At 68.2% G+C, this 13,304-nt stretch carries 12 protein-coding genes; 3 read left to right on the top strand and 9 right to left on the bottom strand.

Annotated elements, in window-relative coordinates; genetic code table 11:
• Nucleotides 1-14 precede the first annotated feature (14 nt).
• On the top strand, nt 15-815 hold the full coding sequence (locus tag MEU52_RS08615; protein WP_238120360.1) for an IclR family transcriptional regulator domain-containing protein: 801 nt from the start codon (nt 15-17) through the stop codon (nt 813-815).
• Here the strand turns inward: MEU52_RS08615 and MEU52_RS08610 are convergent.
• From MEU52_RS08610 to MEU52_RS08570, 9 genes are all read right to left on the bottom strand, one after another.
• A complete protein-coding gene (locus MEU52_RS08610) occupies nt 800-1,315 on the bottom strand; it encodes an acyl dehydratase (RefSeq protein WP_238120361.1) in 516 nt (171 codons plus the stop codon). The genes MEU52_RS08615 and MEU52_RS08610 overlap by 16 nt on opposite strands.
• Nucleotides 1,312-2,553, bottom strand: coding sequence for a CaiB/BaiF CoA transferase family protein (locus MEU52_RS08605; protein ID WP_238120362.1), 1,242 nt, complete (start codon nt 2,551-2,553; stop codon nt 1,312-1,314). Before MEU52_RS08605 ends, MEU52_RS08610 begins: the two co-directional genes overlap by 4 nt.
• A gap of 405 nt (nt 2,554-2,958) precedes the next feature.
• Nucleotides 2,959-3,999, bottom strand: a complete 1,041-nt coding sequence (locus MEU52_RS08600; protein ID WP_238120363.1) for a TRAP transporter substrate-binding protein — start codon at nt 3,997-3,999, stop codon at nt 2,959-2,961.
• Nucleotides 4,000-4,051: 52 nt separating this feature from the next.
• Nucleotides 4,052-5,341 (bottom strand): TRAP transporter large permease, encoded by a 1,290-nt coding sequence (locus MEU52_RS08595; RefSeq protein WP_238120364.1) that lies wholly within the window; start codon nt 5,339-5,341, stop codon nt 4,052-4,054.
• The gene (locus MEU52_RS08590) at nt 5,341-5,892 is read right to left on the bottom strand and encodes a TRAP transporter small permease (RefSeq protein WP_238120365.1); all 552 of its coding nucleotides are present in this window, start codon (nt 5,890-5,892) and stop codon (nt 5,341-5,343) included. The genes MEU52_RS08595 and MEU52_RS08590 overlap by 1 nt, the downstream gene beginning before the upstream one ends.
• Before the next feature lie 27 nt (nt 5,893-5,919).
• Nucleotides 5,920-6,867, bottom strand: a complete 948-nt coding sequence (locus MEU52_RS08585; protein ID WP_238120366.1) for a zinc-binding dehydrogenase — start codon at nt 6,865-6,867, stop codon at nt 5,920-5,922.
• Between the two features lie 20 nt (nt 6,868-6,887).
• Nucleotides 6,888-7,694 carry a crotonase/enoyl-CoA hydratase family protein gene (locus tag MEU52_RS08580; protein ID WP_238120367.1) on the bottom strand — a complete coding sequence of 269 codons (807 nt, stop codon included), beginning with the start codon at nt 7,692-7,694 and terminating at the stop codon, nt 6,888-6,890.
• 31 nt (nt 7,695-7,725) lie between these two features.
• Nucleotides 7,726-8,874, bottom strand: a complete 1,149-nt coding sequence (locus MEU52_RS08575; RefSeq protein WP_238120369.1) for an acyl-CoA dehydrogenase family protein — start codon at nt 8,872-8,874, stop codon at nt 7,726-7,728.
• A 9-nt stretch (nt 8,875-8,883) separates the two neighbouring features.
• Nucleotides 8,884-9,948, bottom strand: coding sequence for an acyl-CoA dehydrogenase family protein (locus MEU52_RS08570; protein WP_238120370.1), 1,065 nt, complete (start codon nt 9,946-9,948; stop codon nt 8,884-8,886).
• Between the two features lie 775 nt (nt 9,949-10,723).
• On the opposite strand from MEU52_RS08570, the gene rfbA reads away from it, so the two are divergent.
• Nucleotides 10,724-11,611 carry a glucose-1-phosphate thymidylyltransferase RfbA gene (rfbA, locus tag MEU52_RS08565; protein ID WP_238120372.1) on the top strand — a complete coding sequence of 296 codons (888 nt, stop codon included), beginning with the start codon at nt 10,724-10,726 and terminating at the stop codon, nt 11,609-11,611.
• A gap of 607 nt (nt 11,612-12,218) precedes the next feature.
• Complete coding sequence (locus tag MEU52_RS08560; protein ID WP_238120885.1) at nt 12,219-13,232, top strand: NAD-dependent epimerase/dehydratase family protein; 1,014 nt, start codon at nt 12,219-12,221, stop codon at nt 13,230-13,232.
• The last annotated feature ends 72 nt before the right edge of the window (nt 13,233-13,304 follow it).

The raw sequence follows: 13,304 nt of genomic DNA, 5'->3' as shown, positions 1-13,304 counted from the left end.
GAGGGGGAGCGTCGATGCCGTCATTCAAGCCCGTGGTCGCGGTCCTGCGCGGTCTCGACGTGTTGCGGGCGGTGAACGAGAGTTCGGAGTCCACCGTGGGCTCTGTGCACGCGGCCACCGGGCTCGACAAGGCCACCATCGTGCGCATGCTGGAGACGCTGGAGCACGGCGGCTATGTGGTGCGCACCGGCAAGCGCGGCACCTACGCCGCTGCCGGCCGCACCCTGCAATTGAGCTCCGGATACAATTTCCATGAGCGCCTGCAGGCGGCGGCCGAGCCCATCATGGCGGCATTCCGCCGGCGGGTGGGCTGGCCGTCGGATCTGGCCGTGTGCGACCGCGACGAGATGATCGTGGTGCAGACCAGCCGCGAGCAGGGCCCGCTCCATCTCAACCGTCGCCCCGGCTATCGCGCACCGGTGCTCATCACCTCGGTGGGCCGGGCCTATCTCGCCTTCTGCACCCCCGCGCGCCAGGCCGCCATTCTCGACCGGCTGGCCCAGCGCCCGGACGTGGCGCCCCTTGACCGCCCGGCCGCCGAAGCCATGCTCGAAACCGTGCGCCGGCAAGGCTTTGCGGTGATGGACGACATCTATTCCAGCCGCGAATATGAGAGCCTGGTATGGGCCATGGCGGTGCCGGTCATAGATGGCGACCATGCCTGTGCCTCCATCAACATCATGATGCTGCGCTCCGCGGTCTCGCCGGAGACCGCCGTCAGCCAGCTGCTCGAACCGCTGCGGGAGACGGCGGGGCAGCTGGCGGAGGCGATCCGCGCCCAGGGTGGGGTTCCGGAGATCTATTCCGCCGCTTGAGCCGCCGGCGCGCGCACCCGCACCATCCGCAGCGGGGTGTAGACCAGGGTGACGGTGCCGTCCTGCTTCACCACCCGATTGCGGGTGCGCACCAGGCCGCGGTCGGGGCGGGAGGTCAGACGCGCCTCGATCACCTCGCAGGCGACGTGGATTGTGTCGCCGACGAAGGTTGGTCCCTTCATGTCCACCTCGGCATTGAGGAAGGCGAGGCCGGTGCGCTGCATGGAGGTGGTGAGCAGCCCCTCGGCGCAGGCATAGACCAGCGCCCCCGGCACCACCCGGCCCTGGATCGCCATGTGCGCCCGGTCGGCGGTGTTGGTGAACAGCTCCTCGGTGAACCAGGAGAGGTTCACGAAGGCGACCAGGTCGGTTTCGGTGATGGTGCGCCCGGTGGTGCGGAAGCGGGTGCCGAGGGGCAGGTCCTCGAAATGGAAACCGAGGCCGAGGGTGGGGCCCTCGTCCCCGAGGGCGGGCGAAGAGGGGGAAGCGGCGTCGCTCATGCGGACTCCATGGGTTCGGTGATGTCGGTGGGGGTATCGGCGGCGACCACCACGGCTCCGCAGGCGCACAGGGCGGCGAGGCGGGCGTCGTCGTACCCGACCTCGGCCAGCACCTCGGCACTGTGCTCGCCGAGCCGCGGCGCGTGTCGGCGCACCTTCGGCCGGGCTCCGGCCCAGCGGGTGGCGATGCCGATGGCGCGCATGGTCCCCTCGCTCGGATGCTCGGTGAGCGGCAGGAAGCCGGTGGCGGCGTGGTGGGGATCCTCAATCAGGCTGCCGGGGGTATGGAGCGGCATGGCCGGGATCTCCGCCGCTGCCAGGGCCGCCAGCCAGTCGGCGGTGGTGCGGGTGGCCATGGCATCGGCCACCATGCCGTAGAGCTCGTTGATGTGCCGGGTGCGGGCGCCGATGTCGGCGAAGCGGGGATCGCAGGTGAGCAGCTCGGCGCGGCCGATGAGGCCCAGGAAGTGGCGCCATTGCTTGTCGTTGTAGATGACCGTGCAGATGTAGCCGTCGAGGGTCCGGTAGGGGCGGCGATGGGCCGCCAGAAGGCGCGGATAGCCGGTGGGCCCCAGGGGCGGGACGAAGGTCTCTCCGCCCATGTGATCGCCCAGGACGAACTCGGTCAGCGCCTCGAACATGGGGATCTCCACCACCTCCCCACGCCCGGTGCGGGCCCGCTGGAGCAAGGCGGCGGTGACCGCATAGACCGCGTGCAGGCCGGCGGTGCGGTCGGCCAGGGTGGCGGGCACGTAGCGCGGGTCGCTGCCGGTGGCCTCCGCAATCAGGGAAGGCAGCGCCACCGCGCCCTGGATCAGGTCGTCATAGGCCGGCTTGTCCGCATAGGGACCATCCTGGCCGAAGCCGGTGATGGCGGCATAGACGAGCTTCGGATTGAGGGCGGTGACGTCCTCTGGCGCCAGCCCCAGCCGCGCCATGGCGCGCGGGCGCATGTTGTGGATGAAGACGTCGGCGGTGGGGACGAGGTCGAGCAGCGCCTGGCGCGCCGCCGGCTGCTTCAGATCCAGCACCAGCGAGCGCTTGGAGCGGTTGGCATGCAGGAAGATGGCGCCCATGCCGGGATGGCGCATGGGGCCGATGCCCCGCACATTGTCGCCGGCGGGCGGCTCCACCTTGATCACGTCGGCGCCGAGGTCGCCGAGGATCTGGGTGGCGTAAGGCCCCACCAGCACCGAGGTGAGATCGAGGATGCGTATGCCGTCGAGCGGTCCGCCCATCGCGGCCCTCCATGGGAGACGTGGCAGCCCGGCCGGCGCAGGAGGCGCGCCGCGCCGGCGGCCAGGGGAATGGTGTTTCGGCTCCGGGCGGAACCCGGAGCGGCAAGCTGAAGTGGGCGACGAGCTGGCAAACGACAGTGGAAAAACATGCCACATGCGGCGTTTGACTGCTGCCGCCCGCTCTCAATTGGGGCGGTCACCGTCTTCTCCCACTGACACGCACAAAACGTGCAGAAGACATGAGGCCGGCCCGATCGATGCGCCGGGCGACGCGCCGTGGCGCGAGGGGCGGACGGCCGCCCCCTTGTCCCTGTGGGTGCGCTGCAGCCCGGCTAGATCCGGGGGCGGCGCCACGGCGGGCGCGCGCCCCCGGCCCGGCGGCCGGTCAGGCGGTGGCCGCTCGGATCACTGGGGCTTCTGCTCGAGGGCCTTGCGGAAGGCCTCGAGGGTCTGGGTGCCGGGCAGGCGGCGCTTGTCCAGATTGGCCGCCCATTCGGTGCTCACCCCGGCCACGTCCTCGCGCAGCTTGGCCTTGTCGGCGGCCGAGAGGGTGACGAACTCCACGCCGGTGGCCTTGATGCGCTCCATGTCGCGGCTGTCGTCCTGGTCGGTCTTGGAGCAGGCGTTGCGGTTGATCTTGTCGGCGGCCTGGTCGATGGCGGCCTTCACATCATCCGGCAGCGCATCCCATTTGCGCTTCGAGATCATGTAGGTGATGACGAAGCTGCCGAGGTTCTCCCCCACGGTGGCCGACTTCACATAGCGGGTGAGGTCGTAGGAGGTGATGCTGGAATGGGGGAAGAGCATGCCGTCCACGGTGCCGCGGGAAAGCGCCTCCATCACGTCCGGGGTGGGAATCTGCACCGGCACGGCGCCGAGCTTGCGCACGGTGAGTTCCTTGGCGGCGCCGGTGGTGCGCAGCTTCTTGCCCTGGGTGACGTTAATGGAGGTGATGGGCTCGCGCGCCATATAGAGCTGGTAGGGCGGCAGCACCAGGGTCCACAGCGCCCGCATGCCGGCGGGGCTGATCTCCTTCTGGTCGAGGAAGCCGCCGGGCTTCACCAGCTGCCAATAGGCCAGCGTGCCCTCGCAGCTGGTGGAGAAGGATTCCGGCAGCTCGGCGACGGTGGAGAGCGGCAGCTTGTCGGTCACGAAGGCCGGCGCCACATAGCCGATGTCGGTCACGCCGCTCTGGGTGAGCTTGAGCATGTCCTTGGATTTGCCGAGCTGCTCGGCCGGGTAATATTTGAACTGCACCTTGCCGTTGGTGGCGCGGGTGATTTCCTCCATCCACGGCTTGGTGCCGTGCTCCACCACATAGTGGCCGGCGGGGAAGGAGTCCGCCACCCGGAGGGTGATCTCCTCGGCCCGCGCGGCGCCGGCGGCCGCCAGGCAGCCGGCGGCCAGCGACAGCAGGGTCAGTGGTCTGGCAACGTTGAACGACATGATTTCCTCCGTGTTTTTCCGTTGTTTATGGGGGTGAGGGCCGGTGCGCCCGTCAGTAGTTCATGTGGGAGGGCAGCCACAGGATGATGGACGGGAAGGCGGTGAGGATGGCGATGAGGATGAGGTGGGACACCACGTGGGGCATGACCCCGGCGAACACCTCGCCCAGCGGCCGGCCGGTGTAGCGGGAGACCACGAACACGTTGAGGCCCATGGGCGGCGTCACCATGCCCACCTCGGCGGTGACCACCGCGAGGATGCCGAACCAGATGGGATCGAAACCCAGGGAGACCACCACCGGGAGCACCACCGGAACCGTGAGGATCAGGATGGCGAACTGATCCATGAAGCAGCCGAGGATGATGTAGCCGAACAGGATCAGGGCGATGATGACCCAGCGCGACACCTGCAGCTCGCCCACCCAATGCACCAGGTCCTGGGTGATCTGGGTGAGGGTGAAGAAGGTGCCGAAGATGTGCGCGCACAGGATGATCATGAGGATCATCGCGGTGGCGTGGCCGGCGCGCACCAGCGAGCGCGTGAGCGCCTTCAAGGTGAGCTTGCCGGAGAAGAACGCCAGCACCAGGGCGCCGAAGGCACCGATGGCCGCCGCCTCGGTGGGGGTGGCGATGCCGAGATAGATGGTGCCGGTGACCGCCGCGAACAGCACGATCATGGGGCCGGACACCTTCAGCGACGCCAGCTTCTCGCGCATGGAATAGGCGCGGCCGGCGGGGGCGCTGGAGGGATCCAGGGTCACCAGCGCCAGCACCGTGAGGATGATGGTGAGGGTGACCAGGAGGCCGGGGATGATGCCGCCGATGAGCAGGGCACCGATGGACACGTCGCCGATGATGCCGAACACCACCAGGGCGATGGAGGGCGGGATCATCATGGCGAGGGTGCCGGAGATGGCCACCACGCCGCCAGCGAGCTTGGGATCATACCCCTGGCGCAGCATCGCCGGGATGGAGGTGGAGGAGAGGGTGGCCGCCGCCGCCGTGCTGGAGCCGGAGATGGCGCCGAAGCCGGCGCCGGCCACCGCGGTGGCCATGGCGAGGCCGCCCGGCACCCGCCCCACCCATTTGGAGGCGGCGGTGAACAGATCGTCCGCCACGCCGGAGACGATCACCAGTTCCGCCATCAGCAGGAACATGGGAATGGTGATCATCTCGTAGGAATTGGCGGTGGAGAAGGGCACCGTTTCCAGGATGCCCGACAGCATGGGCATGCCGCCCACCATGAGAAGGCCGATGGAGCCGGAGATCGCCATGGCGAAGGCGACCGGCAGCCCCAGCACCAGCAGGATGAAGAGCGCGGACAGTCCGGTGATGGCGACCATCAGATGGGCTCCTCGAGGCTGGGGGTGGTCATGTCGGCATCGGCGCGGCTCTTGTCGAAGATGTCGCGCACGTGGGTGGCGGCCAGCAGCAGGCAGCGCAGGGCGATCATGGCGGTGCCCACCACCACCGGAACCTGGGCGATCCAGGTGGGCCACAGATAGGCGCCGGAGAGCATCTCCTCGTTCTGCCACGCGGAGAGCCCGCGGAAGAACGCCAGCTGGGCCATCATGCCGGTGAGGAAGGCGGCGGCCAGATAGCCGATGGCCTCGCCCACGTGGCGCACGGTGGAGGGCAGATAGGGCTGGAACACATCGATGCCCACATGGCCCCCCACCCGCAGGGTGTCGGAGATGGCAAAGAAGAACATGCCGACCATGAGATAAAGCGAGATCACGTCATAGGACCACGCCAGCGGCATGTGGAGAGCGTAGCGCAGAAGAACGTCCGCAATCACGATCAGCATGATGATGAACATGCAGGCCGCGGAAAACAGCACGAGCGCGCGATCGATACGATCGAGGATGTTGCGCGGTTCCTTGTCATGAACCATGGGGGCCTCCCGGTGGTGTTCTTGTTCTTATTCGAGGGTCAGGATGAGCTTGCCCCGGACCCGGCGCGCCAACAGGTCTTGGGCGGCCTCGGGCAGACGGGCGAAGGGGCGGGTTTCGGTCGGGGGCGGCTCGAGCCGCCCCGCGCCCACGAGCGCCAGCAGCAGGGCGAGCGCGCGCCCGGCCGGTTCCGCGGTCTTGATCTCCTCGAACACCGCCAGACCGCTGATGGTCTTGGCGCCGGCCATGTAGAAGGCGCGGGCGTCGATGTGTGCCTCGGTGTCGGCGGAGACCCCGAACACCACGCAGATGCCGCGCGGGGCCAGCATGTCGAGGCTGCGCGCCAGCGACGAGCCGCCCACGGACTCGATGATGAGATCATAGGGGCCGAGGGCGCGGGCAGCGTCCGCGTCCCCGTCGGTGATGGCCACCGCGTCGGCACCCGCCGCGGTGGCGAGCGGCGCGTCGGCCGCGGAGCGCACCAGCGCCGTCACGCGGGCGCCGGAGAGACGGGCGAGGCGGGCGGCGAACTGCCCGACGCCGCCGGTGGTGCCGGTGACCAGCACCCGCCGGCCCAGCAGGGACCCGAGAAACACCTCGCCCCGGCGCACCGCATAAAGGGCCGTGAGGCCGGCGACCGGCAGGCTGGCGGCGGTGGTGAGGGCGATGGCATCGGGCACCTTGGCGAGCTGGCTGGTGGGCACCGCCACCCGGTCGGCCCAGCCACGGCTCGCCACCAGACCGACGACGCGGGTGCCCACCGGCGGGCCGGAGCCGTCGGCGGCGGCCACTTCCACCTCTCCCGCCACGTCCCAGCCCAGCCGGGTGCCGGGCTTGGCGCCCTGGGCGCGGGTGACCTCGCCGCGATTGAGGGAGACGGCGGCGACCCGCACCAGCGCTTCGCTGGCTGCCGGGACGGGGGGCGGGCACTCCTGGAGGGCGAGCCGCCCGTCCGCATCGACAACAAAGGCGCGCATGGGCGAGGCCTCCAGAAGGGTCAGCGACCGGTGAAGGCCGGTTTGCGCCGCTCGAGCAGCGCAGAGACGGCTTCCACATGGTCGGAGGTGGCATGGGCGAGAGCCTGCATGGCGGCCGAGACCTCCAGCAGCGCCGGCAGATCGCTGACGCGACCCTGGCGCAGCAGGCGGCGGGTCATGCGCACCACATGGGGCGGGTTGGCGGCGATGCGGGCGGCCAGCGCCCGGGCCTCGTCCATCAGCGTGGCATCGTCCACCACCTTGGAGACGAGGCCGCAGGCCAGCGCCTCGGCGGCGTCGATGGCATCGCCGGTGAGGGCCATTTCGCAGGCCTTGGAGAAGCCCACCACCCGCGGCAGGAACCAGGCGCCGCCATCACCGGGCACGATGCCCACCTTGACGAAGCTCTCGGCGAAGCGCGCGCTGGCGGCGGCGATGCGCAGGTCGCACATGAGCGCCAGATCGAGGCCGGCGCCGATGGCCGGGCCGTTCACCGCGGCGATCACCGGCACTTCCATGGCCTCGATCAGCAGCGGCAGGCGCTGGATGCCGCGCCGGTAGTTGAGGCGGGTCTGCGCCGGCAGCGCATCGTTGAGGCCGCCGGTGGCGCCCATGGTTTTCAGATTGCCGCCGGAGGAGAAGGCCGAGCCGGCACCGGTGAGGATGATGGCGCGGGTCTCATTGTCCGCATCGAGCCGGGCCAGGGTGGCCAGCATCGGCTCGAGGATCTCGGCGTCGGAGATGGGGTTGCGCAGCTCCGGCAGGTTCAGCGTCAGGGTGACGATGCCGCCGTCGCGGGTTTCCAGAAGGGCGGTTGGCGTGGTCATGGGCGTTCCCGGGTGATCTTTGGTTTTGGTGTCAGCGCAGGCCGAGGCCGCGGGCGATGATGCCGCGCAGGATCTCGCGGGTGCCGCCGCGCAGCGAGAAGCATGGGGCGGCCAGGACGATGTGGGCGAGCACGTTGGACAGATCCACCGGGCTGCGCAGGGACGGTTCCACCGCCAGGATGGTGCGCACCACCTCTGGGATCTCCTGCTCCAAGAGGGCGCCCTGGTCCTTCACCAGCGCCGCCTGCAGGGCCGGATTCTCGCCCCGCTGCAGCAGCCCCGCCACCGAGCGCGACAGCCGCCGCAGGGTGACGATCTGGCCGGTGAGGCGGCCCACTGCCGCCTGCGCCGCGACGGACGGGCTCTGCCCCAGCGCCCGCACCGCCTCCACCAGCAGGATGAAGGAGGACAGGAAGCGCTCCGGCCCGGAGCGCTCGAAGGCGAGCTCGCCCATCACCTGGTTCCAGCCATCCCCCAGGGCGCCGATGACGGCGGAAGAGGGCAGGAACACGTCCTCGAACACGACTTCGTTGAAATGGTGCTCGCCGGAGAGGTCGGCGATGGGGCGGATGGTGATGCCGGGGGTGGAGAGGTCCACCAAAAGCTGGCTGGTGCCGCCGTGCCGGTCATCGGCTGCGCCGGTGCGGCAGAACAGGATCATGTAATGGGACTTGTGGCCGTAGGTGGTCCACAATTTGGTGCCGTTGACCCGGAAGCCGCCCTCCACCGGGGTGGCGCGGGTGCGGGCGGCGGCGAGGTCCGAGCCGCTGTCGGGCTCGCTCATGCCGATGCAGAAGAAGCATTGCCCGGCGGCGATGCGCGGCAGGATCGCTTGCCTCTGCTCCTCGGTGCCGGCCTTCAGCAGCAGCGGGCCGCTCTGACGATCGGCGATCCAGTGGGCGGCGACCGGGGCGCCGGCGGCCAGCATCTCCTCCAGCACCACATAGCGTTCCAAAGCGGAGCGCTCATGGCCACCATAGCGCTTGGGCCAGGTCATGCCGATCCAGCCCCGCTCGCCCATCTGGGCACTGAAATCGGCGTCGAAGCCGGTCCAGGTGCGGGCGCGATCACGCGGCTTGCGGTTCGCGAGGGCGGTGGCGAGGAAGTCGCGGACCTCGGCGCGCAGGTCGGAAAGGGTATCCGCCGGCGGCGGCGGGAAGGTGATCGAAGTCTCGGTCATGATTCTGCTTCAGGCCGCGGTGATGAGGGGCCACAGGCCATCGGCCCCGGCGGCGGTGACGGCGGCGCCCACCCGGGCGTTCCAATGGGTGTCGTTGCCGTATTCGTCGCGCCAGGCCCACAGGCGGCGGGTGAAGTGGTGCAATTCGTGCTCGTGGGTGAAGCCGATGGCGCCGTGCACCTGGTGGGCGATGGCGCAGGCGCTGCTCGCCGCCTCGCCGGTGCGGGCCTTGGCGATGGCGATGGGCAGCGGGTCGAGATCCTCCGCCAAGGCTTCCGCCGCGAGATCGGCGGCGCCGCCGGCAGCCGCGGTCTGGCCTGCGAGAATAGCGAGATTCTGCTGTACCGCCTGGAACTTGCCGATGGGACGGCCGAACTGCACCCGCTCACTGGCATAGCGCACGCTCAATTCGAGCACCCGTTCCAGGGCGCCGGCCATCTGAATCGCACGCAGCGCGGCCCCGGCTTCCTGAAGCGACAGGGCGAGACGGGGGGCCGGTGCCACCGAATCGGCCGGGAGGACGAGGTCGAAGGCGAGGTCGTCGCGGGGCTCGGCGGCGAGATTGTCACCGGCCGTGACCGTGGCCCGGCCGGCCGGGACCCGGGCGATCATCGGACCGTCTGCGCTGTCGGCCACCACCACCACATCGGCCTGCGCCCCCCACGGCACGCGCGGGGCGTGGCCCACGAGGCGCCAGCCGTCCGCGCTGCGGGTGATCTGCAGGGGATCCACTGAGGGGGCCGAGGTCGCCGGGGCGAAGAAGGTGACGGGGCCGCTGGGGCGCGACAGACCGGCGGCGGCAAGAAGGCGATTGGCCCACAGGGTCTCGGCCAGGGGCAGAGGCACGGCGAAACGGGCGGCGGTGCGCACCACGGCGAGGGCGACCAGCGGATCGAGCCCGTAGCCGCCCGCCTGTTCCGGTACCAGGGCTTCCGGCAGGCCGAGGTCAGCGACGGCCTCCCACAGCGCCTGCGGCCAGCTGCCGGCCTCGGCGGCATTGCGCAGCTGTGGCGTGACGTCGTCGGCGAAAAGTCGTGCGGCGGTTTCGACGACGATCTGGTCGATGTCGCTCATGGTCCCCCTCTCGCTTCCTGCTGTCATTTCATCTAGTGAAATGATCTTTCATTCTCATAAGACTAGCCAGCGAACCGGGTTTGCGCAACAGGTTTGGCGCCGGTGGTGATGAAATTTCCCAACCCGTGCCGACCGGTCGCGCCGCGCCTGATTCACTCCTGAGGGACCGATGGCGGGACCATGGTTCCAGAGCGCGCGGTTTCAGCTTGCGCCTTCAGGCCGCCTGTCGCGCGCGGGGCGGCACGGCAAGGAGCGTGCAAGGGAAGGCGGCGGAAGGAGGCGGAGGGACGCGGTCCGCGGAATGGGGCCGGGCCCTGCTGTTCGGATGTATCTTCAGCGGAGGCTGCGCAAGTCCCGCCTGCGCCACCTACCGGTCTCCAATCCCCGGGGCGCGCACGCTCGCCGCCGCCGTCTCGCCGCGGCTGCGCGCGAGCGCTGGGGTGCGGCAGCTGGGGTGTTTCCACCATACCTCCGCGTCCTGCGGCTGTGGAGAAGGGGCGGCGGGCCGCTCGCCCGTAACTTGGTACGGCTGCGATTTTCCTGCCGGACAAACGGTTTTCAACGGCCTGTCAACTTGCTATCGCTGCATGGTTCACGTTCGTCCGCTGAGGTGGTGCGAAGGGCGGCCTGGCGCTATTGCAGGCCCGTCCGTGCCGGCTGTTTGGATGACGTGTGCGGGCTTTGTCCCAGGGTCGGAGGCCGGATACGGGGGCCACCACCACGCCCGCGGCTGCACCACTTTCGGTGGGCCGGGAAGTGAAAGGAAGGAGGGGCGATGACTGAGCGCAAGGGGATCATCCTCGCTGGCGGATCCGGAACGCGACTTTACCCGATTACCATCGGGGTGTCGAAGCAGCTCATGCCGATCTACGATAAGCCGATGATCTATTATCCGCTGTCCGTGTTGATGCTGACGGGCATCCGCGACATCGCGATCATCACCACCCCGCAGGACCAGGACCAGTTTCAGCGGGTGCTCGGCGACGGGAGCCAATGGGGCATCCGCCTCTCCTACGTGGTGCAGCCCGATCCCGGCGGCCTCGCCCAGGCCTATACGCTGACGGAGGATTTCCTTGCCGGCGCACCGTCCTGCATGGTGCTGGGCGACAACATCTTCTTCGGCCATGGTTTGCCGGACCTGCTGGCCCAGGCGGACTCCAAGGCCGTGGGCGGGACCGTGTTCGGCTATCATGTGAACGATCCCGAGCGCTACGGCGTGGTGGCCATGGATGCCGCCGGCAAGGTCATCGGCATCACCGAAAAACCCAAGGTGCCGCCCTCCAATTATGCGGTGACGGGTCTTTATTTCCTCGATGGCCGCGCCTCCGAGCGGGCCCGCCAGGTGAAGCCCTCGGCGCGTGGCGAAGTGGAGATCACCAGCCTCTTGGAGATGTATCTCGAGGAGGGCACGCTGGATGTGAAGCGCATGGGCCGCGGCTTCGCATGGCTCGACACGGGGACCCACGGCAGCCTGCTGGATGCCGGCAATTTCGTGCGCACATTGCAGACCCGCCAGGGGGTTCAATCCGGCTGTCCCGAAGAGATCGCCTTCCACCAGGGCTGGATCAGCCGCGCCGAGCTCACCGCCATCGCCGAGCGCCTCTCGAAGAACAATTATGGCGCCTACCTGCTGGGCCTGCTGCGCGACACGCCCACCTTGTGAGCGTCGCCGGGGGCTGCCCGAGGTTCGGGTGCGGGGACCTCGTCGCGCCGTCATCCTGCCAGGTGACGGCGTCGCTCCGGTGCGGCTACCTGCGGTACAACCTCCGTAGGGAAGGCCGGGGCGGTGGCTTTCGGGCGCCGGCCTGCGGCGGATCCCGGCGCCGGCTGGAGCGCCTGCGGGTTGTGGAGGTACCAGGCAGGCGGATGCGCGGCTCAGGAATGGTAGCGGCTGGTGGGTGGACCATATGTTGAGCGAGAACCTCTTGCGGGCCTGGAAATACTCGTGCATCAACGGTCACGCCCTCGAAACTGGTCCTGAGGTCCCGCCCGCCATGGGCGGGTTTATGACCTCTTGCCATCGAACGAGGCCCTACTCTGCGCGCGAACGCAGAAGGAGGTGCACACGGCCTGCGGTGGCATCAAGGTGGCAATGGGGCGAATAGCAGGGCAGAGCCCGCCAAAGCCTTCAGCCGACTGCGGAATCCAGCTCTGATGCACGCCGCGGCAGTGCCGGGCTGGCTGTGCAGGTTTTCGGTTCTATCCGGGGCGCCTTCGAAGCGGCGCCTCCTTATCGGCATTATCTGGACAGATCTCTCGTTAGGGAAATGATGCGAACAGCTCTTGTCACCGGCGCGGCCGGATTCATCGGGGCCCAATGCTGCGATCGCCTTCTGAAGCAGGGGTGGCGTGTTGTCGGCCTCGATGCATTCACGGATTATTATGATATTTCCCTCAAGCGTGCGCGTTTGCGTAACCTTCCGGAAGGTAGCCCATTCCGGTTGATCGAAGATCATGTGGAAACACGGGATCTTCTTTCCGATCTCTTCGCCGAAGAGAATTTCGAGATTGTCATTCATCTCGCCGCTCAGGCGGGCGTGCGCTATTCCATCGACAATCCCCGGGCCTACCTCGAGAGCAACATCGTCGGGACCTACGAACTGCTGGAGGCGGCACGGGCGCATCCGCCACGCCACATGCTGCTGGCCTCCACATCGTCGGCCTATGGGGCGAATACGGATTTCCCCTATGTGGAGACCATGCGCGCCGATCACCAGATGTCGTTCTACGCCGCTACGAAGAAAGCCGGCGAATCGATGGCGCACAGCTACGCTCATCTTTACAATATTCCAATTACAATGTTCCGTTTCTTTACCGTCTATGGCCCCTGGGGGCGGCCGGACATGGCGCTTTTCAAATTCACGCGCGCCATTCTCGAAGGCCGCCCGATCGACGTCTATAATTACGGCAACATGCGGCGTGATTTTACCTACATCGACGATCTGGTCGACGGCATCATGGCGCTTTCCGAGGTTGTTCCGCCGGGTCCCGTGCCGGAGCGGCCGGTGCCCGAAGGCGACAGTCTTTCACCTGTCGCGCCGTTCCGCGTCGTCAATATCGGCAACTCGAGCCCCGTGCCGCTTACGGATTTCATCGCGGCGATCGAAGCTGCAACCGGTCTGACAGCAGAACGTAATCTGATGCCGATGCAGCCAGGGGATGTACCTGCGACATGGGCAGACACCCAATTACTGCAACAACTGACCGGTCACAGCCCGAAAACGCCGGTAGCGGAGGGGGTGCGGCACTTCGTCTCTTGGTACCGCAACTATTATTCAGTGTGACCTGTGTTGTCTGATGATCTGATCTAACGCACCACGACCCGACGCTCCCCGGCCTGCATCAAGGGCGTCGGT

This window comes from Xanthobacter sp. NM-25, assembly GCF_022138605.1.
Classification (GTDB): Bacteria; Pseudomonadota; Alphaproteobacteria; order Rhizobiales; family Xanthobacteraceae; genus Xanthobacter.
This window is presented reverse-complemented; position numbering and strand designations above follow the sequence as displayed.

Bases quoted from the DNA above. Each gene is read 5' to 3' on its own strand.
- MEU52_RS08570 (WP_238120370.1), bottom strand. From the start codon at position 9,948: ATGAGCGACATCGACCAGATCGTCGTCGAAACCGCCGCACGACTTTTC.
- rfbA (WP_238120372.1), top strand. From the start codon at position 10,724: ATGACTGAGCGCAAGGGGATCATCCTCGCTGGCGGATCCGGAACGCGA.
- MEU52_RS08600 (WP_238120363.1), bottom strand. From the start codon at position 3,999: ATGTCGTTCAACGTTGCCAGACCACTGACCCTGCTGTCGCTGGCCGCC.
- MEU52_RS08585 (WP_238120366.1), bottom strand. From the start codon at position 6,867: ATGCGCGCCTTTGTTGTCGATGCGGACGGGCGGCTCGCCCTCCAGGAG.
- MEU52_RS08575 (WP_238120369.1), bottom strand. From the start codon at position 8,874: ATGACCGAGACTTCGATCACCTTCCCGCCGCCGCCGGCGGATACCCTT.
- MEU52_RS08595 (WP_238120364.1), bottom strand. From the start codon at position 5,341: ATGGTCGCCATCACCGGACTGTCCGCGCTCTTCATCCTGCTGGTGCTG.
- MEU52_RS08580 (WP_238120367.1), bottom strand. From the start codon at position 7,694: ATGACCACGCCAACCGCCCTTCTGGAAACCCGCGACGGCGGCATCGTC.
- MEU52_RS08590 (WP_238120365.1), bottom strand. From the start codon at position 5,892: ATGGTTCATGACAAGGAACCGCGCAACATCCTCGATCGTATCGATCGC.
- MEU52_RS08560 (WP_238120885.1), top strand. From the start codon at position 12,219: ATGCGAACAGCTCTTGTCACCGGCGCGGCCGGATTCATCGGGGCCCAA.
- MEU52_RS08610 (WP_238120361.1), bottom strand. From the start codon at position 1,315: ATGAGCGACGCCGCTTCCCCCTCTTCGCCCGCCCTCGGGGACGAGGGC.
- MEU52_RS08605 (WP_238120362.1), bottom strand. From the start codon at position 2,553: ATGGGCGGACCGCTCGACGGCATACGCATCCTCGATCTCACCTCGGTG.
- MEU52_RS08615 (WP_238120360.1), top strand. From the start codon at position 15: ATGCCGTCATTCAAGCCCGTGGTCGCGGTCCTGCGCGGTCTCGACGTG.